The sequence below is a fragment of the Streptomyces sp. MI02-7b genome (genome assembly GCF_033793585.1).
GTDB lineage: Bacteria > Actinomycetota > Actinomycetes > Streptomycetales > Streptomycetaceae > Actinacidiphila.
Map to the genome: position 1 here is coordinate 1 of NZ_JARAWX010000009.1, position 20,225 is coordinate 20,225.

Consider the following 20,225-nt stretch of genomic DNA (forward strand, 5'->3'; position numbering starts at 1 on the left):
GCAGCATCGACCGGCTCAGCCGCGGACTCGTGCTCGATCGTCATCTCACTCACTTGGCGTCTCCATGATCAACAGATCCGCCGTTTATTAGACACTCCCCCCTAAGGCCGCGCGGATAGGCGTGTGGTCATGGTCGGCGGTTCGGGCGTTCGTCCCAGCGGAGGGTCGTCCATGCCCGGCGGATCAGGCAACGTACAGTGATGATCGTGTCGGCGAGGTCGAAGAAGGCGTCGATGACCGTGGTCCGCCGTTCGTAGCAGCGGGCGAGGCGGTGGAAGGCGTTCTGCCAGGCGTGGGTGCGCTCCACATGCCAGCGCTGGCTGGCTTGGATGGGTGCCTTCTCGCCTTTGTGGGCGATGCGTCCGTGCAGACCCCGTTCGTCGAGCAAGATGCGGGTTTTGTCGGAGTCGTAGCCGGCGTCCAGGTGCACGGTGATGTCGTCGGGTAACGGCCCCAAATCGTTCAGGCGGTCCAGGGTCGGAGCGAGCAGCGGGGAGTCGTGGCGGTTGGCGCCGGCCAGTACGCGACCCAGTGGAATGCCGTATCCGTCCGTCATGCCCGAGCGTTTCAGGCCCTGTTTGCCGCGGTCGACCGGTGAGCGTCCGGCGGCCTCGCCGCCTCCGGGAGCCTTGGTGATGGAGCCGTCCACGGCGATCTGGTCGAGGACGAGACCGACGATCCGGTCGTAGGAGGCCAGCGCGATCTGCTTGAGCCGGGCGAAGACGCCCTGTCGTATCCACTCGTCACGGCGGCTGCGGATCGTGGTGGCCGAGCAGGTGGTGTCGGCGATCGCCTCGTAAGAACAGCCGAAGCGCAGCAGTTGCAGCATCTTGTCGAAGATGATCCGGTCGCCGATGCGTCGGCGGTGGCAGCCCAGTGGATGGTCCGGGTGGTACTCCGGCCGCTTGGGCAGCAGGGCCGTGAATTGGTCCCAGAGCGGTTCGGTCAGCCATGATGGAAGCGCGGGCACAGGTCTCCCCAGTGATCACGAAGCGTCGCAACTCCATGATCGCCGGGACCTGTGCCCGTTCTGCTTCCCGGGATCCCCAACCGCGCCTATCCGCGCGGCCTCTAAGTAACCCGGCCGCGGCAGATACGGCGAGCCGCCCACGCTCCTGGCCCTCCATGCGAGCGACGATCCGGACCAACAGCGCGACTCGGCAGCCCCAGACGCGCGCCGTGCCAGATGGCGTTCCGGAAACCGGCGTGCGGCGCTGTCGGACCCGCCTCAGCCACCCCCGTTGACGCCCGCGCACTCTGAGCAGACGTGCGGCGTGGCGACATGACAGGTACAGCTATCGGCGCGGCCCGACATAGGAACAGCCACCCCCACGACAGCCGAACCGCCCCACTCTCGCCACTTTAACTTCCTTGACCCCGCGTCCCGCCGCTTCTACCCCGACTGGGACCAGGCCGCCGACGTCGCCGTCGCCATCCTGCGGACCGAAGCCGGCCGCAACCCGCATGACAAGGACCTGCACGACCTCGTCGGCGAGCTCTCCACCTGCAGCGACGAATTCCGCACCCGCTGGGGCGCCCACAACGTCCGCCACCACGGCACTGGCACGAAACGCTTCCACCACTAGGCAGTCGGCCACCTCACCCTCGCCTACGAGGGGCTGGAGATGGCCGCCGAACCCGGACTCACCCTCACCATCTACACCGCCGAACCGGCCTCCCCCTCCGAAGAGGGCCTGCGCCTGCTCGCCTCCTGGTCCGCCACGCCCCAGACCCCCTCGTCCGCACCGCCCTCCGGCAGCTGACTTGTGCGCGGATCCCGGGCGCCGTGAGGGTCACGCGTGCGACGTGCGGCAGACGCCGCTGTCGGTCAGGAGGCACTTCGACGGTCACTGCTCGGGGGCGGACCAAGTCGCCACGAGTGCCTGCCAATCCGGAAAGCGCGGGCCGGAGACCGTCTCCCGCACGGGTGCACCGTTGAGCCAGCACACCTGCTCGGGGGCGCCGTCGCCGGTGTCGAACAGGCAGCACACTCCTCCGCTGTCCGCGGTGAGGTCGGTGAACACCTTTCTGACGTTGGCCGATTGCGCGAACAAGCGGCTCATCCCCGACGACGCGGCCCAGCACTCCACCGACGTGTAGCCAGGGTGCAGTACAGACGCGAACCGGATCGTCGCGTAGATGTACCCGCTCCGGATGCGCCCGTCCGCGTCGGGTTCGGATCCTCTCGCCTGCGCGTACTGAAGCAGTGCGTCATCGACGTCGAACAGGAGGGACATGTCGAGTTCGAGCGTGCTGCTCGTGGAGCAGTCGACCGGCTCTCCCGCCAAATGCGACGTGAACGGGAGAAGGAGCCGGTCACCGCCGGGCAAGGTGACATCGAGCGGCGGCACGGCAGGTGCCCGTGGTGCCGCCAGCGCGGCCAGATTGGTCAACGCCCTGGCGACATTCCCAGGACGCAGATAGATGTCGTAGCCATAGATCAGGCCCACTTCTCCCCATGCCGCAGATCGGACCGCACACCCTCTCACGACCCGCCCTTCGGGCGCTTGCCGGTTTCGTGGGCAGCGGTTCCGGCATGGCAACCCGCCGGAGGCGTGCACGCGTGAGGCGGCGGCCCGGTGCTCGGCGCAGCGGGCCGCCGCCTCAGGACGCGGGGATGCCGATGGTCGTCGTGGAGTTCACCGCCGCCGCGATCGTGGCAACGGGCCTTCACCCCAGGGACGGATAGTCGCCCGCGGCGAGGTCGTCGATCAGGCTCGGATGGGTGGGCTTCCAGCCGAACCTTTCCTGGGTCAGTGCAGCTGACGATGCCATGTCGAGGGCGAAGATGTGCCCGATGACGCCGAAGCGCTCCTGCGGCACCGACTCGACGGGCACCGACAGAACGCCGCCGATGGTCTCGGCAAGCGACTTCATGGTGTCGCCCTCGTCCGCCACCGCGTGCAGGGCCGTGCCGGGCGCGGCGTCCTCGAGCGCGATGCGGAACAGCGGGGCGGCGTCGAGCAGGTTGACCGCGGGCCATCGCTGCGTGCCGTCGCTGACGTATGCGGACACGCCCGTCTTCTGCGCGGTGGCGATCAGCACCGAGCAAAAGCCGTATGCCGAGGCGCGCTGGTGCACGGAGCGGGGCAGCCGCACGACGGAGGAGCGGATGCCCTGGGCGGCCAGGGCCAGGATCTCCTGTGAGGTGCGGCCGCGGCCGCCGGTCGGGCCGTCGGTGGTGTCGGGGTCCTCCTCGGTGGAGGTGTGGCCGGGCATCATCGGTGTGAGGCCGGCATGCACGAACGGCTTGCCGCTGCCGGCGAGTGCGGCCGCGAGGGTCTTCACGGCGCGCGCCTCCTCCTCGATGCCCTGGTCCATGTTGTTCCAGTCGTTGCTGAAGGCGAGGTTGACGACACCGTCAGCTTGCGCGGCGCCGGCGCGGAGGCTGTCGAGGTCGGTGAGGCCGCCGCGGAGCGGTGCTCCGCCGGCGGCAGTGACGGCCTTGGCCGCGGCATCAGATCGGACGAGGCCGAGCACCTCGTGACCAGCGGCGATGAGGTGGGGAACGACAACTGAACCGATGCTGCCGCTGGCGCCGGTGACGAATACACGCATGGGAGGCTCCAGATGACTGCTGCGACGCTGCGTCGCAGGACGGGCATGTCGGGGGTCAGACCTGGCGGTTGAAGATGTGCGGATCCACGGGTCGCCTGGACTTGGGAAGCCCGGCGACCACGAGACGGTAGGAGTCGGTCACGAGTTCCTCCACCAGCTTGTCGTCGATGGTGTCCCCGCCCTGGACGGTGATCCAGTGTGTTTTGTTCATGTGGTAGCCGGGGGTGATGTCCGTGTACCGCTCCCGTAGGGCTGTGGCGTCGTCCGGATCGGCTTTCAGGATCAGGACGGGACGGCCCGGCATGTCAGTCATGAGCATGAAGACCTTGCCGGCCACCTTGTGGAGCTCCCAGTCGGGGTCCGAACGTTGCTCCCGGTCGGTGCCGGGCAGTTCCGCAGTGCAGTCGCGTGCGATCTTCTGCAGTTCCTGTCCGTCCAAGGTGATCAGCTCCTTTGTCGTTCGGGTCCCTGGCGTATGCCGGGCCGTCCGCCGCCTACGGGAGGACGCGGATGACTGTCTTCCCGAGGCGTCGCGTGGTCGGGTTGAGGGCGCCGACGGCATCGTCGAGACTCGCGACGTCACCAATGTTGGTCCGCAGCCGTCCGTCCCGCACCCGCTGCACGATCTCACCGAGTCCGAGGCGATCGGCCTCGACGACGAAGTCCATGGCCAGGCCCTCGGCGGGCCGTGCTTCGACCGGGCCGACTACGGACACCAGCGCTCCTCCGGCCCTGATCAGGGCGGCGGACTGCTTCTGAACGTCGCCACCGATGACATCGAAGACCAGGTCGACGCCGCCGACGTCTTTCAGCGCGTCGCTGGCGAGGTCGAGGAACTCGTGCGCCCCGAAGTCGAGCGCCTTCTCGCGGTCGGCGGCGCGTCCGGTGCCGATGACGTAGGCGCCCGCTTCCCGTGCGATCTGGGTCACCATCGTCCCGACCGCTCCGGCCGCGCCGTGGGCGAGGACGGTCTGGCCGGACTGGAGGCGGCCGTGCTGGAACAGGCCTTGCCACGCGGTCAGGCCTGAGATCGGCAGGGACGCGGCCACCGTGAAGTCGACGTCGCCCGGCAGCGGTGCGAGGTTGCGTGCCTCGATCGCCACGTACTCCGCGAGGGTGCCGTCGCGGTGCCAGTCGGCGAGGCCGAACACGCGCTGCCCGATCGAGAGCCCCGCCGTGCCGTAGCCGAGAGCGGTGACCACGCCGGCCAGCTCGTGGCCGGGGATCGACGGAGTCTTGTCGCGGCCGGCGCGGTCGGTCCAGGTGGAGGGCCACTCCATCTCTGTGGGGACGAAGCCTGCTGCATGGATCCGAACAATGACGTCGTTGATCGCCGCGAGCGGCTCAGGCCGCTCCGTCAGCGTCATTCCGGCCGTTCCCGCGGCCTGGTCGGTGACCACAATGGCTTTCATTGGTATGGCTCTTCCTGGTAGGGGCGGAGGGTTTTGTCTCCGGGCGGGTGCTCAGACGAAGGTGAACAGCTCGTCCGCGTCGAAGCGCGAGATCGGGGTGGGGTACACCCGCTCCGGGTCGGGGTAGCCGAGGGCCAGCAGGACCGTCGTGGTGTGACCGCCTTCCCGGATCTTGAAGGCCTTGTCGACACTGGTCGGGTCGAAGCCCTCCAGCGGAGTGGCCTCCACGCCGAGCTCGGCGGCCGCCATCATGGTCAGGCCCACGGCCATGTAGGTCTGCTTCTCCATCCAGTGGTTCAGGTCCTTGTACCCGTAGGTGCGAAGGTCGAGGAAGTTCCTGGTCATGGATTCCCACAGCTCCTGCTTTGCCAGGTCGGGGAACCGGCCGTCGGCCCTCTCCTTGGCGAACACCGCCTCCAGGTGAGCGTCGGGCAGATCCGCCCGGGTGGTGAGAATGATGGTGTGCGACGCGTTGAGGATCTTCTCGGCGTTGTCCCGGAACCGTTCGCCCAGGTTGTCGGCGAGCCGTTCCTTGCCTTCCGTCGTGGCGAGGACGTAGAAGTGGTTGGGCTGTACGTTCACCGATGTCGGCGTGGAGCGCAGGAACCGCAGCAGCTGCTGGAGGGTTTCCCCCGGAATGGTCCTGCTGGGATCGAAATACCTGGTGAGATGCTTGTTCATGAGCTTTTCAAGATTCACGTGAATCTGCCTCTCTCGTGCGACGAATGGGTTGGGGCTGTGCCGTTCGGCGGGCGAGCAACTCGCTGATGCGTTCGAAGCTGATTCCTGTCGTCGCGGTGCGCAGGTCACCCGCGACGAGTGCCTTGATGGCCTGGTCGAGTGCCTGCATCGCGTGGGTGTAGAGCGCCGGACCCAGGCTGATGCGCTTGACCCCTGCCTTCTGCAGTTCGGCGACGGTCAGCACCTCGTCCGCCGGTGAGATGAGGACGTTCACCGGTGTCGGCGCCACGGCGGCGACGATCGCGACGAGTGCGTCGAGGTCGGGCGGGAAAGGGGCGTAGAGCACGTCCGCGCCGGCCTCCGCGAAGGCCGTCAGACGCCGGATGGTGTCGTCGAGGTCGGGCCGCCCCTGGAGGAAGTTGTCGGTGCGGCCGGTGACGACGATGCGCCCCTTGGCCGTCTTCACGGCGCTGCGGATGCGGTCGACCGCCTCGTCGAAGTCGCGGATCGGGTGATCGGGACGGCCCGAGGTGTCCTCGATCCCGATACCGGCCAGGCCGGACTCGACAGCGGCCTCCACGGTAGCGGCGACGTCCTCGGGCGTGTCGCCGTAGCCGTCCTCGAAGTCCCCGTTGACGGGCAGTCCGGTGAGACGGCCGAGCAGTCGCGCATGCTCAAGGTGCTCATCACGCGTGACTTCGTGACGTCCGTCGGGCCGACCGAGTGTGGTGGCGAGTGCCGCCGACGACGTTGCGATCGCCTCGAAGCCGGCATCGGCCAGCATCAGAGCCGAGAGGCCGTCCCACGCGTTCGGCATGACGAGGCCGCCGTCGCGGGTGTGCAGCGCCATGAATTTTTCATAGAGCTCGGAGCCCGGCATATCGAACCTTTCCCTGGTGATCGTTTTTGGGCGGTGAGGGGATTCCTGGCGCAGGGACCACCTTCCCCACCGTACCGCAGATCGGCCACTGCATAGGACTAAATGGTCCTCTAATTTCAGGCTTTGCGTCCGGCATATGTGCAGTTGAATTCCCGCTCTGTGGCGACAGAGGGCACGAATCGATGGACGAAAACGTCCTTCGGTGGTCAGGCGCTCCGTGAGTCGTGTCGTGACCGGAGAGCTACGCCAAGTCGTGCTCGATTGCGGTGAGCTCATCGTCGTGGCGGGCTGCCACGGGCTCGTGCTTGACGAAGGCGCCGGCACCGGGATGGACCGTGTCGATGAGGTCGGCGTACTCGGGGTTGCGGTCGATGAACTCTCCCACCACCGGGCAAATGACGGTGATCTTCTTCCCGCTCTCGCGGACTTCGTCCAGCACGCGGGAGATGAGCTCGGAGGCCACCCGGTTCTTGCGGTAAGCGGGGTCGACCCAGGTCGTCAGGAGTACGACGCGGCCGCCTACGAACCGGTACGAGAGCTCGGCGATCCCATCGTCACCGAGAGCGGCGATCCAGCGACCGTGCTCCGCGTCGTGGACGACATCGAGCACCCACCTGGACTCCGCCTCGCCGGGAATTGCCTCGTCCAAGGCGGCGATGAGCGCGGCGTTGTTCTCTTGACGGGCGGACGCCTCCGCCCCGAAATCGAACGTCATTGTCGTACTTTCTGTCGAGGGACCCGATCAGTGGGTTCGGTCAAACGGGCGTGGCCGGGAGTCGGCGAGGTTCGTCGTGATCCGCGTGCCGGTGTGCGGATCGCGCGCGGCGAGGACGCAGAAGAGGGTCGCGACGAGGGCGAACACGGCGTATCCGAGAGTGATCCGCGGCAGCGAGAGGGCGTTCGAGAGCTGGCCTGAGACGAGGCTGGGGAAGGCGGCGCCGCTGTAGCAGAGCAGGTAGACGGCGCTGAAGATCGGCGCCCGGTCGGCGAGGGTGCTGCCGTGGAGCAGACCGCGGGTGGCGGAGCTGATGGCGATCCCTTGACCGGTGCCGGCGATGACGGTCGCGGCGACGAACAGTGCCAGCGTGCCGATGGCGATCGCGGTGATGATGCCGATCCATCCGGCCAGGAAGACGACCATGCCGATTCGCTGGGCCGCGGCCGAGGTGAACCGGCCCCCGATGGGAGCACCGAGAACGCTGGGGGCCATGTAGACGGCGAAGACCAGTCCGAGCGTGAGCGCGCTGCGGGTGTGGAATCGGTCTGCGACCAGCGCCGGCATGAAGGCCTGGTAGAAAGCCCCGGTCGCCCAGGTCGCGAGGAACACTGCCGCGGCCACTGGGAGCAGGTTCCTGACCCGCGCCGGTACGCGGACCCGGGGCAGCAGGGACTGCCAGGCACCCGGCGTCGGCTTCGCGGTCTCCGGGCTGATGACGACGAGCACGGCGGACAGTGCGAGGAAACCGGCGCACGCCAGGTAGATGAGGTGGCGTGGCCAGGGGCCGAACTGGACCAGGGCACCGGAGGCGATGGCGCCGAGCGTGAGGCCGAGCATGGGTCCCTGGCTGGAGGCGACGGATGCCAGCCATTCCGGTCTGCTGGGTGCGGTGTCGACGATGTAGGAGGTGAGGCTGCTGCCGGCCACCCCCGTACCGATACCCATCAGGAGCCGGCCCGACAGCAGGGTCCCGATGTCGTGCACGTTCAGCAGGAGCAGGCAGCCCAGCAGGAGCAGGCTGAGACTGATGATCGCGGTGGGCCGTCGGCCCAGGTGATGGGAGAGTCGTCCCAGCACGAGCAGTCCGGCGATGGTGCCGACGGCATTGCTGACGATGGCCAGCGAGATGCCTGCGTTGGTGAACCCGTCCTCGGCCCGGTAGGTGTTGAACAAGGGGATCGGTGCGGCCGACGCGGCAAACGAGGCCACCAGGGCGACCACCGCGGCGGAGAAGGCCAACTGGAGCGTCGTGCCCCGGCGGGTCAGGTTGATCACTGGTGCCAGGTCCTGCATCGAGCAGTGCCTTTCCATGAGTCGGTACGTCAGATCCCGATGCGGGGCTGTGGTCTGCCCGCATGTGGCCGGCGCCTGTGCGGCCGACCGTGCCGGCGGCCGTACCGGCGCCGATTCGGCCGGGTCAGGTGCCTGGGGCGATCGCGCAGGCCGAGACGCAGACCCAATTGCCGTCACGCTTCTGGTAGGTGTCCGTGTAGAGGGCTTCCTGATGCGCGCCGTCGGCGAGCAGGGTGTAGGTGGCACGGGCGTGGATCAGAGCGACGTCACTGAGGATGCGGATTTTGACGTCGTGCACGGCGAGATCCTTAAAGGGTCGCGGCTCGGCGATGTATTCGAGAAACTCGGCACGGTTGCGTGTGACGCCCGGAGTCTGAACGACGAAGTCCTCGGCGAGGAACTCGCTGAAGCGCTGCACGTCGTTGAACTGGTCGGAGTGGACATAGTCGTTGTTGAGCTGGTCGAGGATCGCCAGGTCTTCGATGGTCTGCTTGGTGTCGTTCATGTGTCTGTTCCTTCTCTGCGTGGTGTGGCGTTCACTGCAGGCCGGATCGACGCGGCGAATGTGGCCGTAAGGGGGGAGGCCCGCAATGGGGAATGCCTCACGGTCGCTGTGGAATGCGGCCGTCGCGCTATGGAGGGCTCCGGACGAAAGCCACTGCTTGCGACGAACTCTCTTCAGCGTCTCAAAGACAAAACGGGACTGTCAAGTCCTCTTGTATTTGGTATTGCTGATCAATGTCCCGGAAACGTGCAGGTCAAGGGCGAAATGCCTCAGATTGACGCCATGACGTATGGACTGCGTAACTCTTTGTGGTGGCGTGCCAGCGGTCGCCGTATCAGACCTGCACATGCAGCGGTTTGCCGGTCAGCGCGAGAGTTGCCTCACCGAGCGCGTCGCCCTGCGTCGGGTACGCGTGGATGAGGCCGGCGACGTCCTGAGGACGCGCTTCCCAGTTGTAGATGAGCTGCGCTTCCCCGATCTGCTCACTGATCCGGTCGCCGATCATGTGCACCCCGACGACTGCCCCGTCCTTCCTCCGGACGACCTTGACGTGGCCTTCCGTTCTCAGCGTTCGGCTGCGGGCGTTGGTCGCGAGATCGTAGACGACGGAGTCGATGTTCTCGGCCCCGTACACCTGCTCGGCCCTGGCTTCCGTCAGGCCGACCGAGGCGATCTCAGGGCGGGAGAACGTGACGCGCGGGACGCCGTCGTAGTCGATCGGCACGGCACTCTGCCCGGCCAGGCGGTCGGCGACGAGGATGCCCTCGGCGAAGCCGACGTGTGCGAGCTGCGGAGTGGGGACCAGGTCTCCGATGGCCGAGACGGTGGGGACACTCGTGCGCATGTACTCGTCCACCAGCACGTGTCCCCTGTGCATCGCGACGCCCGCCTCCTCGAAACCCAGGCCCTGGGAGACCGGGCCTCGTCCGACGGCCACGAGCAGGAGGTCCGCTTCCAGCGTCCTGCCGTCGGCCAGCCGGACGCGGATACCGTCCTCCGTGTACTCGCTCCCGGCGAAGGGGACGCCGAGGTGGAGGGTGATGCCGCGCTTGATGAACTCGGCCTCCAAGCGGCCGGAGACGGTCTCGTCCTCCGCCGGGACAAGGTGCGGCAGCGCTTCGACAACGGCGACCTGGGCTCCGAACGACGACCACGCGGACGCGAACTCGACGCCGATGACGCCGCCGCCGAGCACGATCACGGACGCGGGGACGTGGTCGAGGGCGAGAGCGTGATCGGACGAGATCACGCGCCGTCCGTCGATCTCGAGTCCGGGCAGGGTGCGCGGAACGGACCCGGTGGCGAGCACGACGTGGCGGCCCGTGAGCCGTAGGCCACCGACATCGACGGAGGTCGCCGACGACAGCCGGCCCTCTCCCTCCACGTAGGTGATGCCGCGTGCGTCGACGAGGCCGGTGAGCCCCTTGCAGAGGCTCGAGACCACGCTGTCCTTGTAGGCGTGCAGGGCCTCCATGTCGATGCCTCGAAAGGACGAGTGCACTCCCACGTCACGGCCATGGCGCGCCTGATCGGCCAGTTCTGCCGCGTGCAGCATGGCTTTGGTGGGGATGCAGCCGTTGTGGAGGCATGTGCCGCCGAGCTTGTGGCGTTCGACCAGGGCGACGCTGAGGCCGAGCTGGGCCCCGCGCAATGCGGCCGCGTACCCGGCGCTGCCGGCCCCGAAAACGACCATGTCGTAGGGCTCTTTGTTGTCGCTCATGTCCTTGTTCCTTTGGGGTCTGCCGCGCGGATTTCCGGTCGGCGCGTGTGTTGTCCGTAGGGGTCGCGAGATGCGGCGCGCAGGGGCCTCGTGCGCCGCGTATCAGTCCACGGTGTAGGTCTTCACGTGTGCCAGGGCCATGTCCATGGCGACGCGCATCGGTTCGACGTCACGTGCCACCTGGGCCAGCACATAACTTCCTTGCAGCGCGGCCATCACGGACACAGCGAGCTTCGCGGGATCGACGTGCTTCTTGAGCGAGCCGTTCTCCTGCATCCGGCGCAGGCCCGCCGCGATCAACTCCTGCCATTCGCCGAACTTCTCGGCGAGCAGGTTCCGGGCCGCGGGATCGTGAGGCGCGCGGGATGCGACGAGTGCACCCAGTGCGCACCCGTAGGCCCCGTCCCGCAGCGAGTTGAGGCGGATGATCGACTCGTTCCAGTGTTCCAGGGCGCCAAAGGAACTCATCCGCTCCAGGTGCTGCTGGTCGCGTTCGAGAATCTGCTGGGCACGCAACTCGATGACGCTGTGCACAAGCTCGTCCTTGTCCGCGAAACAGCGGTTGAACTGGGACTCGGTGAGCCCGCTCGCTGCCAGCACGTCCTCCAAGGTCACCGAGTTGACGCCCTTGACGTAGAAGAGGTCCGCGGCGGCCTGGACCAGGCGAGCACGCGCTATGGCTTCGCCGGCGATCGCCATTCTCTGCCCTTCTGAACAATTCGCCTCAGTTGCGGGCGTCGTCGACGGCCTGCGGGCCGAGGTCGAGGTCCTCGCGGAACCGGGGGTACCTCTCGATGAAGCGGTCGATGACGGGGCACCGGTTGGTGACCGCCGCCTGTTCCTGCACCAGATCGAACAACGCTTCGCGGATCAACGCGGTCCCCAGACCGCGGCCGCGGAATCCGTTTTGGACGTAGGTGTGCGTCAGGCTGTACTGGGTGCCCTTGCGCTCGTAGGCGAGCAGGCCCGCGTAGTTGCCGTCCTCTTGAACCTCGTAGAACCTGTTGTCCTCGTCCTTGAGGACCCTGATCGAGCCGCTCGTGTCAGTCCACAGCACCTTGGTCATGGCCGTTCCTGTATCTGTGCCGGCCCCGCCTGGATGACGGGGCACCCCTGTCGATCACCGGGCGGAGCGGATCGCTCGGCCGGCAACGTGGATGAGCCCTCAGCGGACGCGGATGATGGTCTTTCCCTTGACCCGCTCGGTCGGATTGAAGGCCGCGACGGCGTCATCGAGCGTCGCGACATTGCCGATGGCCGTGCGGAGCCGTCCGTCCCGCACCCGCTGGACCACCTCGCGCAGTTGGGCGCGATCGGACTCGACAACGAAGTCGACAGCCAGACCGTCCGCAGGTCGCGCCTCTGGCGGGCCAGCGATGGTCACCAGCGTCCCTCCGGCGCGCATCAGGCCCGTGGACCGCTTGCCGATGTCGCCGCCGATCACGTCGAACACCAGATCAACTCCGCCGGCGTCCTCCAGCGTGTCGTTGTCCAGGTCGACGAACTCCGCCGCGCCGAAGTCGAGCGCCGTCCGGCGATCGGCGGCACGTCCGGTGCCGATGACGTAGGCACCCGCCTCGCGTGCGAGCTGCGTCACCATCGATCCGACCCCGCCGGCGGCGGCGTGCACGAGGACGGTCTGACCGGGCTCAAGCCGACCGTGCTGGAACAGCCCCTGCCACGCCGTCAGGCCCGAGATCGGCAAGCTTGCGCCGACCGTGAAGTCGACATCGCCGGGCAGCGGCGCGAGGTTGCGTGCTTCGACGGCCGCGTACTCCGCCAGCGTGCCGTCGCGCGTCCAGTCCGTGAGGCCGAAGACCCGCTGTCCCACGGACAGGCCCGTCGTGCCGTAGCCGAGGGCGCTGACCACGCCGGCGAGCTCATGACCGGGGATCGACGGCGTGCGGTCGCGGCCGAGGCGGTCCGTCCAGTTCGAGGGCCACGTCAGCTCCCCCGGGGTGAATCCGGACGCGTGAACCTCAACAAGCACATCGTTCCCCGCAGCCTCAGGCGTGGGGCGCTCCGTCAGCCTCATTCCGGCCGTCCCCGCGGCCTGGTCGGTCACCACTATCGCCTTCATCGGGTACCTCCCTGGAACCGTCGCCGTCCGCGCGCCGCGCACGGTCGGCTACAAGTTCCCAAAAGTGAACTAAAAGGTCCGCAACTATGATCCGACCTGCACTCTAACAGGTCGCTTAAGTCGAATGACTGGTCGAGATGGTCCTGTTTCCAGATGTGCCGTGATCCGTCTCGGGGCCTCGCGGCGGGCGGGCGACCGGCCACTGGGGCCGGTACCCTCCTGGGAACCCTGCAGGGGTCGACTTGCCGCAGATAGGGCGCGAGCGCGCCACACACGCCAGTCTCCGGGCTCAGGCCTTGATGGGCACCTTGAGGCTCCCGCGCTCCGCCCTCGGCTCCGCCGAAGGGACCGTGTCGTCCAAGCGTCCGCACCGCGCCCACAAGGACCGGCCGTCGCGCAGCGAAGCCGCGTCCATGCTTGACCGCTCCCCGCTCCCCGCTGCGCGTCCAGCGATGTGCGGAGGTGGTCCGCGCGGCAGGCATGTCACGCGCACCCGCGAAGAGTCGCACCTCGTGCGGCTCGCCCCAGTCCGGAGGCCGGACGGGCACTCGGCACCGCTCTCGGGCTCTTCCGTGGACTGGTGATCGCCCGTAGTAATATCGGGCACATGTCCGTCGACGATGCTCCCAGGCAGGAGCGGCGCCTGACCTCACGCGGGGCTGTCACCCGCGACCGAATTGTTCAGGCCGCTGCCGAGCTTTTCCATGTCAGGGGCGTCAACGCGGTCTCACTCGACGACGTACGAGCGACGAGCGGGACGAGTAAATCCCAGCTCTACCGCCACTTCGCGGACAAGGACGAACTGGTCCACAGTGTCATCGAGTTGCGGACCGGCCAGGTACTGAACCGTGATCGGCAAATGCTGGAGCGGATGAATTCCCTGCGCGCGCTCGAACGGTGGAGCGACAAGCTCATCCAGCTCAACTCCTTGCAGAACGGTGCCTACGGGTGCGCACTGGGCTCGCTCGTCAGCGCGCGGGCGGCGCAGGACCCCACGTCGAGGAACAAGCTCGCCGACACGTTCGCGGAGTGGCAGCAACTCATCTCGGCAGGCTTGAAGCGCATGCAGGCCAACGGCTCGCTGCGTGAGGAGGCGGACCCGGAACAGCTCGCCACCGCCGTCATGGCTGCCCTGCAGGGCGGCTACTTGCTGGCCCAGACCGCCCAGGACGTCGAGCCGATGCGCGTCTCCATGCAGATGGCGTTGGCCCACGTGCGCTCCTACGTCGTGGACTGAGCCGGATTCTCAGCTCGAAGTCGAGACCCAGGTGCCTGAATGCTTGGCGTCGACCAGGCCGATGTACTCGGGATTTTTGCGCATGAACCGCTCGACCACTGGGCAGTAGTTCGAAATGGTGTTTCCGTGGACGCGCAGAAAGTCCAGGATGCCCTTGATGAGGACATTGGAGAGGCCGCGCCCCCGGTATGCGTCGTAGATGACCGTGTGCATCAGTACGCGTCGGTCGCCAATTGCCCGGTACCCCATGTGGCCGGCCGTCTCACCGGCTACGGATATCTCGTAGCGATGCTCTTTCTCATTGTTGCTCACTGTCACAGCCGATTCCGCGTCTGAATACAGCACGTCGGGCATCCCGGTCCTCCAGTTCTTCGTGCGCGGCGCGTCGCAGCCTAGATTAAGAGGACCAAAAGGTCCAGTCTGGATCGAGGGTGCGCCGTTCCGGATCCTGTACGGGGAAGGCGCGACCTGCTCCGCGGCGGATAGGATTGTTAGGTCTATCGGGGTCATATCGCTCGATGATGGTCAGGGAGCGGCAGATGGACGCCTCGGACGAACTCCTGCAGCGGGCCACACCGTCGGCTCTGTTGACCCTGAACGGTGTCATCCGCCGTCTCAACGCCGCCATGGCCACGACGCTGGGCAGGCTCGGCGACCAGTGCGTGGGGCGCCGCTTCACCGATCTACTGTCCGAAGATCAGCGCAGGTCGGCGAGGAGCCTGCTGGCGCACGGCGCCACGACGAAGCGGCTCGCCATGCGGGTGCTGGAATTCCCCGGATCGGGGGAGGCGTCCGTGCTCTGCCTGGTCGAGGCGCGGCCGGTGACGGACCCCGCGGACGGCGAGCGGCTTGTGTGGGTGCATTCGCTGGACGCCCGCCATGACCTGGGCGCCCTGCTGATCCCGTTCGACCTGGCGGCCAAGGCCGCCGGCCTCGGCCTCTACATGTGTTCACCCGATGAGCACCGGATCGAGTGGCTGGGGGGCGAGCCCTCCCTGGCGACGCTCTTCCCGCAGGCGTCGATGTCCCTGCCCATGGTGATCCGGCGTGTGCACCCCGAGGACCGGAAAGACGTGCAGCGGCTTGTGCGCTCGTCCGTCGCCCAGTCCCCGTGGTTCAGGGCGCGGTTCCATACCGAGCACGAAGGATGGCGCACGCTGGCCGGCCAGTCCCGCCGCGTCAGGCTGGGGTACGACGGTCCCGAACGGGTCTTCGGGGTGATCCACGACGAGTCCACGATGGACGCGCACCGCAAGGACATTTTGGCCGCGGTGAGTGCGGAGCGGCAGCGCGCCGACGAGATCGCCGCGTTCTCCTCAGCCCTGTTCACCGCCGCCAACGAGCAGGATCTCCAGCAGGTCGTCCTGACCCGACTCGCCGCGACGTTCGGCGGTTTCGGCGCCCTCTTCGCACTCGTCCACGACGGACGTCTGCGGGTCTCCTCGGACGCCGGGATCCCTACCTGGCAGGCCGATGCCCTGCTCGGTCTGTCGCTGGGTGAGGACCGGCCGCTGCCCTGTGCCATCCGTACCGGTCAGCCGCAATTCATCGCCAACCAGGAGGAATTCGCGCGGTGCTGGCCGAGCGATGCCGCTGCCGCTGGGTCGCAGGCACCGCCCGGCCCCGACGTCGCCATGTCGATCACTCCTCTCAGTCCGCCGGGCGACCGGCCCCTCGGCGCCTGGGCGGTGACGCACGACTGCGAGGACCCTCCGTCCCCGGAGAAGCGCGCCTTCATGACCACGCTGGCCGATCTGGCGGGCCAGGCCCTGAGGCGCATCCGTCTGCAGCAGGCCCACGTCGAGCTGTCCACGGCGGTCCAGCAGAGCATGCTGCCCACCCTGCCCGACCATCTCCCGGGCCTCGAGGTCGCCGTCCGCTACCAGCCCAGCCGCGACGGGCTGGACATCGGCGGAGACTGGTACGACGCGTTCTTCCTGCCCGACGGTGCGGTGGCGCTGGAGATCGGCGACGCGCAGGGGCACGACGTGGACGCCGCGGTCTTCATGGGTCAAGTGCGCTCGTCCATGCGCGCGATCGCCGCCCACGAGCCCGAGCCGGCAACGGTGTTGACACGCACCAACGAGTTGCTCACCACGATGGACGCACCACGCTTCGCCAGCTGCACCATGCTGCACGTCGATCCGCGCGACGGTCGGGTCATCGGCACCAGCGCCGGCCACGTCCCCCTGCTGCAGGCCCGCGACGACGGCAGCCACCGCATCCGCACCCTCCCCGGTGGGCCCGTCTTGGGCGTCCTCCCCGACATCGACTACGGGGAAGAGACCTTCATATTGGAACAGGGCACCGCCCTGGTCCTGGTCACCGACGGCCTGGTCGAGGGGCCGGGCCTGACGCTGGAGGCCGGACTGGAGCGAGCGGGCACGCTCGCCGGCCAGGCCCTCCACGACCGGCTCGACGTCCAGGCGACAGCGGATCTCCTCCTCGACGCCGTCGTGGCCGCGGACCATCTCGACGACGTGGCCGTCCTGGTCATCCGCCGCACGCTGTGAACATGCGGGGATGGTCGGCAGGTCTGCTTTGCCCTGCGGCTGGATCCCTCGCAAGGGTCGTGCGGCGTCCTGCCCATATCGCTGAGGGGGACGGGACCGCGCGGTGGCTGTCCGGCGACTACCCTCCCGCTGCCAGCGCGAGGCGCTCACTCGCCAACTCGAGCCCTCACTCGCCAACTGAAGCGCTCAGTCACAGCGACAGCGCTCACCGGTGTCAGTCCGGGATCTTCCAACCTCTGATCTCGAGGTGGGTGAGGGCTGCCGCCGGCTGCAACCGGCCGGTCTCCACCAGCCACCCCACGACCGCGGCCGTGACGTCGCCGCGAGCGGCGTCGACCCGAGCCTGGAACTCGCGGGCGTCGAAGCCGCTGTGCAGGTCGGGATGTGCGGTGGGAAATGCCCCCGCCTCGGAGCGAAACACTTCGGCTTCGCGTACGACACGGCACAGGAGCGCTCATCCGCCCACGATCGTAGTGATCCTGAGGAGTTCCTTCATGGAAGAACCGGGTCCGGCTGCTTGGGGTAGGTGGCGATGGCGGGCAGGCCAAGGCGGATGCTCTCCCGTGCCCGACGGTTTTTGCCCAGTCTGAAAACGTAACGGTGTTCTGTGGACATACGCTGTGTTGCCCCATGTCGTGTTGCGGCTGAGGAAGTCAAGTGGCGTACGAATGGCGACTGTTCTGGGTTGGCGACGGGGGTGTTCCTGCTGGGGACCGACCCGTGCCCGGCTGGGAAGACTTGGAGGAACGCGAGCGGGCGCTCCGGCTGCGCGAGCGGCAGCCGATCCTCGTCTCGCCGGATGGCCGGGTCGATCCTCGGCTGAGCGAGTGCCTACGGCGCTCGGCGTTCTCGGCCAAGGCCCAGGGCACGCCGCGGCCCAGACCTTCGACGAACTTCTCCGTGCGGTGAAACGCAAACTGAAAACGATCCAGTACCGGCCCGACGTCATCGCCGGATGCCTCGCCGGGACCGGCCTCACACTCGAACCACCCTGACCGACAAGACCAGTCAAAGATCAGTAGGCTGTCTATTCACGGAAGTGTCGTTTGCAGTCCTCGACGAAGCTGGAGAACTCGCGTAGCGCCCAGATGATCTCGATGTCGAGATATTCTCTCAGCGGGAGCGTTGCCATGAAGATACGATCCAGCTCATCTGCGGATTCCGCATCTAATAGGGCAATGACGCGCCGCTGGCCAGCCACTTTGTACATGTGGACGGCATTTACCTTACCGCCGACCTCCTCTTGCTCTCTTACTTGATAATCCCACATTTCATCGAAGCTCATGCGACCCTCGATGTTCCAGCGCATCTGGACGTAGAAAAGCATGCCGCACACCCCCAGGGCTGTTGCAAGGTTAATTGATCTTACATGTGTGCTGGTCAGGGTTCCGTGACTGAGATGAACGAAGCTCGATGACCTGACAAGTCTTCGATGAGCAACGGAGCTTCGGTGCTTCCTGAGTTTGCCACGTTCTGCCGGTGTCCGGGGTGTGCTGGAGGCGTGTCACCGCCACGAGCCGACCGACATCACAAGTTCAAGTTCAGTACGCTCAACGCCAAGAAGGAGCCGGTCCGCCGGTTCGAGGACCAAAACGCGATCGTCAAGGCCTGGGACGGCCCTGCTCTGCAGGCCGGGGAATCCAGGGCGGTGGTGGAGCAGATCTCCATCGCCTACACGGCGATGGAGATCGTGGACGTATGACGTCCTTCATGGTGCAGACCCTCGCCGCCACCGGCGGACTCCAGCGCGAGTTCACCTACGACGGGTTGCGGGCCACCGAGGCCAAGTTCAGCAAGGGCGGGCGCCGCCCCGTGCCGGCCGACAAGACCGCCGACGTACGAGTCGCGTACCTGGAGGGCCGCTCGATCGCGGCCCTCGACCGTGACTACGGCGTCAGTCGCGGCGCCATCCGTACGGCCGTCGCCGACCTCGTGACCGACCGCACCGCTATCGAGGGAGATGCCCCCGCCCCGGAGCTGCCGGTCACCCTCGGCATGCCGGGCAAGGTCGCCGACTTCCTCCGCACCGCCGAACTGGAGCCCGCCGAACGGGCGGCACTCGACCAGGGCGTGACCGTACGGCGCGGCCAGGGCTACACCCTGCTCGTCACCGCCGTCCCGGCCGTGCACCACCGACTCCTCGCCCGCTGCCAGCCGCTCGACGGCGGCCCGGGCCTACCCGCAGTCCCGGCCCAGCGCAAGGCCCGCCGCGAGTGCGTGAACCGCGTCAGCACCCTCACGCCCTGAACAAGATCGTTCTCACTCAGTCTCTTCACTGGCAGGGCACCTAACCAGGGACAATCGATACCAGCCAGACACAGGGGAGGAGGCGACCGGTGGCCCGAGACGAACTGGCCCGCTTCTTGCGTGACCGTCGCGCAGCTCTGCGGCCCGAGGAGGTCGCCGTGCCAACGGGGTCACGTCGCCGCACCGGAGGGCTGCGCCGGGAAGAGATTGCGGACCTTGCGCACATGTCGGTCGACTACTACGTCCGCCTGGAACAGGCGCGCGGGCCAAAACCCTCCCCGCGGATCCTCGACGGCCTCGCGGCGGCTCTCCGCCTGGCCCCGGCCGAACGCAGCCACATGTTCCTGCTGGCCGGCCAGACCCCCTCTCCGCCCATGGCACCCCCGCGGCGTGTACGCGGGCACATCGCCAACCTGATCCATCGGCTCCCGGACACTGCCGCCCTGGTCACCGCGGCGAACTACGATGTCCTGGCCTGGAACCCGTTGGCCCAAGCGTTGCTCGGCGACCTGGATTCCCGGCCGAACCTGGCGCGACGCCGCTTCCTGCTCCGCGAGCAAGTCTTGACCACAGGCCACGAGGACTTCGCCGAGATCGCGGTCTCCCGTCTGCGTACCGCCGCCGACCGCTATCCCCATGACGAGAGCCTGTCCGACCTCCTGACGGACCTTACGGCCGGCAGCCCGGAGTTCGCGAGATCTGGGCCTCGCCCTCTGTGCGCATCCCCGGACACCGTACAAAGACCATGGTCCATCCCGAACTCGGAGAGCTTCGTATCAACTGTGACGTGCTTCCCCTTCCCGAGGACGACCAGCAAGAGGTGTTCATGACGGCCGACCCCGACACCTCGACCGCCCGCGCCCTGCGCCGTCTATCCGGCCACTGAACCTTGATGCGCTGCCACCCTGGCTGGTAATCCACCGTTGTTGCCAGGCCGGCATTCACGATCAACACCGCGCCACTCTCACCTCGGGCGGTCCAGCCCGCCCTGCAATGCGGCGGGCAGGGAGGGCACTCGAAGGCACGCTCGTGGTCAGGAGCCCGTCGGCGTCAGGTCCTGCAAGCCCACCACCCGCAGCAACTGCAAGCGCTCGTAAGACTCCGTGCCCGGGCGGGCCGTGTGGACGACGAGCTGCTGGTGGTGGTCGGAGTTGACGAGGATCTCGCAGTCGAGTTCGAGGATGCCGATCGCAGGGTGCCGGAAGCGTTTCGTGGAGGCACGGCGTACGGCGACCTCGTGTTCGTCCCAGAGGCGTGCGAACTCCTCGCTCGTGGCGCGTAGTTCGACGACGAGGGCGGCGGGTTCGGGGTCCGTGGGGCGGGTCGAGGCCGCTGCTGGTGACGGATGGCGCGCCGTAGCGATGAGGTGGTCGACGATCCG

At 67.4% G+C, this 20,225-nt stretch carries 22 protein-coding genes and 3 pseudogenes; 7 read left to right on the plus strand and 18 right to left on the minus strand.

Annotation, left to right across the window (positions count from 1 at the left end):
• Nucleotides 1-127: 127 nt before the first annotated feature.
• Complete coding sequence (locus tag PV364_RS16480) at nucleotides 128-970, minus strand: IS5 family transposase (RefSeq protein WP_319660753.1); 843 nt, start codon at nucleotides 968-970, stop codon at nucleotides 128-130.
• A 370-nt stretch (nucleotides 971-1,340) separates the two neighbouring features.
• On the opposite strand from PV364_RS16480, the pseudogene PV364_RS16485 reads away from it, so the two are divergent.
• Nucleotides 1,341-1,763: pseudogene (locus PV364_RS16485) on the plus strand (transcriptional regulator); the annotation flags it as partial.
• A gap of 84 nt (nucleotides 1,764-1,847) precedes the next feature.
• Here the strand turns inward: PV364_RS16485 and PV364_RS16490 are convergent.
• The 13 genes from PV364_RS16490 to PV364_RS16550 form a co-directional block, all read right to left on the minus strand.
• Nucleotides 1,848-2,450 (minus strand): hypothetical protein, encoded by a 603-nt coding sequence (locus PV364_RS16490; RefSeq protein WP_319660754.1) that lies wholly within the window; start codon nucleotides 2,448-2,450, stop codon nucleotides 1,848-1,850.
• A 220-nt stretch (nucleotides 2,451-2,670) separates the two neighbouring features.
• Nucleotides 2,671-3,558, minus strand: coding sequence for an SDR family oxidoreductase (locus tag PV364_RS16495; RefSeq protein ID WP_319660755.1), 888 nt, complete (start codon nucleotides 3,556-3,558; stop codon nucleotides 2,671-2,673).
• Nucleotides 3,559-3,613: 55 nt separating this feature from the next.
• On the minus strand, nucleotides 3,614-3,997 hold the full coding sequence (locus PV364_RS16500; protein ID WP_319660756.1) for an MmcQ/YjbR family DNA-binding protein: 384 nt from the start codon (nucleotides 3,995-3,997) through the stop codon (nucleotides 3,614-3,616).
• 55 nt (nucleotides 3,998-4,052) lie between these two features.
• The gene (locus tag PV364_RS16505; RefSeq protein WP_319660757.1) at nucleotides 4,053-4,970 is read right to left on the minus strand and encodes an NADP-dependent oxidoreductase; all 918 of its coding nucleotides are present in this window, start codon (nucleotides 4,968-4,970) and stop codon (nucleotides 4,053-4,055) included.
• Nucleotides 4,971-5,021: 51 nt separating this feature from the next.
• Complete coding sequence (locus PV364_RS16510; protein WP_319660758.1) at nucleotides 5,022-5,651, minus strand: nitroreductase family protein; 630 nt, start codon at nucleotides 5,649-5,651, stop codon at nucleotides 5,022-5,024.
• A gap of 7 nt (nucleotides 5,652-5,658) precedes the next feature.
• Nucleotides 5,659-6,501, minus strand: a complete 843-nt coding sequence (locus PV364_RS16515; protein ID WP_319660759.1) for an isocitrate lyase/phosphoenolpyruvate mutase family protein — start codon at nucleotides 6,499-6,501, stop codon at nucleotides 5,659-5,661.
• Between the two features lie 271 nt (nucleotides 6,502-6,772).
• Nucleotides 6,773-7,246 carry a GNAT family N-acetyltransferase gene (locus PV364_RS16520; protein WP_319660760.1) on the minus strand — a complete coding sequence of 158 codons (474 nt, stop codon included), beginning with the start codon at nucleotides 7,244-7,246 and terminating at the stop codon, nucleotides 6,773-6,775.
• Between the two features lie 27 nt (nucleotides 7,247-7,273).
• A complete protein-coding gene (locus tag PV364_RS16525; protein WP_319660762.1) occupies nucleotides 7,274-8,542 on the minus strand; it encodes an MFS transporter in 1,269 nt (422 codons plus the stop codon).
• Nucleotides 8,543-8,666: 124 nt separating this feature from the next.
• Nucleotides 8,667-9,047 carry a nuclear transport factor 2 family protein gene (locus PV364_RS16530; RefSeq protein ID WP_319660763.1) on the minus strand — a complete coding sequence of 127 codons (381 nt, stop codon included), beginning with the start codon at nucleotides 9,045-9,047 and terminating at the stop codon, nucleotides 8,667-8,669.
• 334 nt (nucleotides 9,048-9,381) lie between these two features.
• Nucleotides 9,382-10,767 (minus strand): dihydrolipoyl dehydrogenase, encoded by a 1,386-nt coding sequence (gene lpdA / locus PV364_RS16535; protein ID WP_319660764.1) that lies wholly within the window; start codon nucleotides 10,765-10,767, stop codon nucleotides 9,382-9,384.
• A 102-nt stretch (nucleotides 10,768-10,869) separates the two neighbouring features.
• Nucleotides 10,870-11,466, minus strand: coding sequence for a TetR/AcrR family transcriptional regulator (locus PV364_RS16540; protein ID WP_319660765.1), 597 nt, complete (start codon nucleotides 11,464-11,466; stop codon nucleotides 10,870-10,872).
• Nucleotides 11,467-11,491: 25 nt separating this feature from the next.
• Nucleotides 11,492-11,833 (minus strand): GNAT family N-acetyltransferase, encoded by a 342-nt coding sequence (locus PV364_RS16545; RefSeq protein WP_319660766.1) that lies wholly within the window; start codon nucleotides 11,831-11,833, stop codon nucleotides 11,492-11,494.
• 99 nt (nucleotides 11,834-11,932) lie between these two features.
• Nucleotides 11,933-12,847, minus strand: a complete 915-nt coding sequence (locus PV364_RS16550; RefSeq protein WP_319661027.1) for an NADP-dependent oxidoreductase — start codon at nucleotides 12,845-12,847, stop codon at nucleotides 11,933-11,935.
• Between the two features lie 607 nt (nucleotides 12,848-13,454).
• Between PV364_RS16550 and PV364_RS16555 the strand changes: the two genes are divergently transcribed.
• Nucleotides 13,455-14,084, plus strand: a complete 630-nt coding sequence (locus tag PV364_RS16555; protein ID WP_319660767.1) for a TetR/AcrR family transcriptional regulator — start codon at nucleotides 13,455-13,457, stop codon at nucleotides 14,082-14,084.
• 9 nt (nucleotides 14,085-14,093) lie between these two features.
• Here the strand turns inward: PV364_RS16555 and PV364_RS16560 are convergent, their stop codons facing one another.
• Nucleotides 14,094-14,438, minus strand: a complete 345-nt coding sequence (locus PV364_RS16560; RefSeq protein ID WP_319660768.1) for a GNAT family N-acetyltransferase — start codon at nucleotides 14,436-14,438, stop codon at nucleotides 14,094-14,096.
• 185 nt (nucleotides 14,439-14,623) lie between these two features.
• Between PV364_RS16560 and PV364_RS16565 the strand changes: the two genes are divergently transcribed.
• Nucleotides 14,624-16,597 (plus strand): SpoIIE family protein phosphatase, encoded by a 1,974-nt coding sequence (locus PV364_RS16565; protein WP_319660769.1) that lies wholly within the window; start codon nucleotides 14,624-14,626, stop codon nucleotides 16,595-16,597.
• A gap of 214 nt (nucleotides 16,598-16,811) precedes the next feature.
• On the opposite strand, the gene PV364_RS16570 is transcribed toward PV364_RS16565, so the two are convergent.
• Complete coding sequence (locus PV364_RS16570; RefSeq protein ID WP_319660770.1) at nucleotides 16,812-17,018, minus strand: hypothetical protein; 207 nt, start codon at nucleotides 17,016-17,018, stop codon at nucleotides 16,812-16,814.
• Nucleotides 17,019-17,317: 299 nt separating this feature from the next.
• Here PV364_RS16570 and PV364_RS16575 point away from each other — a divergent pair, with 299 nt between their 5' ends.
• Nucleotides 17,318-17,506, plus strand: a complete 189-nt coding sequence (locus PV364_RS16575) for a hypothetical protein (RefSeq protein WP_319660771.1) — start codon at nucleotides 17,318-17,320, stop codon at nucleotides 17,504-17,506.
• A 118-nt stretch (nucleotides 17,507-17,624) separates the two neighbouring features.
• Here the strand turns inward: PV364_RS16575 and PV364_RS16580 are convergent, their stop codons facing one another.
• Nucleotides 17,625-17,924: a muconolactone Delta-isomerase gene (locus tag PV364_RS16580; protein ID WP_319660772.1), complete on the minus strand. Its 300-nt coding sequence runs from the start codon at nucleotides 17,922-17,924 to the stop codon at nucleotides 17,625-17,627.
• Nucleotides 17,925-18,098: 174 nt separating this feature from the next.
• On the opposite strand from PV364_RS16580, the gene PV364_RS16585 reads away from it, so the two are divergent.
• The 3 genes and pseudogenes from PV364_RS16585 to PV364_RS16595 all read left to right on the plus strand — a co-directional run bounded on the left by PV364_RS16585 (nucleotide 18,099) and on the right by PV364_RS16595 (nucleotide 19,730).
• Complete coding sequence (locus tag PV364_RS16585; RefSeq protein ID WP_319660773.1) at nucleotides 18,099-18,299, plus strand: phage tail protein; 201 nt, start codon at nucleotides 18,099-18,101, stop codon at nucleotides 18,297-18,299.
• Nucleotides 18,296-18,844, plus strand: coding sequence for a hypothetical protein (locus PV364_RS16590; RefSeq protein ID WP_319660774.1), 549 nt, complete (start codon nucleotides 18,296-18,298; stop codon nucleotides 18,842-18,844). The genes PV364_RS16585 and PV364_RS16590 overlap by 4 nt, the downstream gene beginning before the upstream one ends.
• A gap of 158 nt (nucleotides 18,845-19,002) precedes the next feature.
• Nucleotides 19,003-19,730 (plus strand): annotated as a pseudogene (locus PV364_RS16595) (helix-turn-helix transcriptional regulator).
• 147 nt (nucleotides 19,731-19,877) lie between these two features.
• On the opposite strand, the pseudogene PV364_RS16600 reads toward PV364_RS16595, so the two are convergent.
• Nucleotides 19,878-20,222: pseudogene (locus PV364_RS16600) on the minus strand (transcriptional regulator); the annotation flags it as partial.
• Nucleotides 20,223-20,225 lie beyond the last annotated feature (3 nt).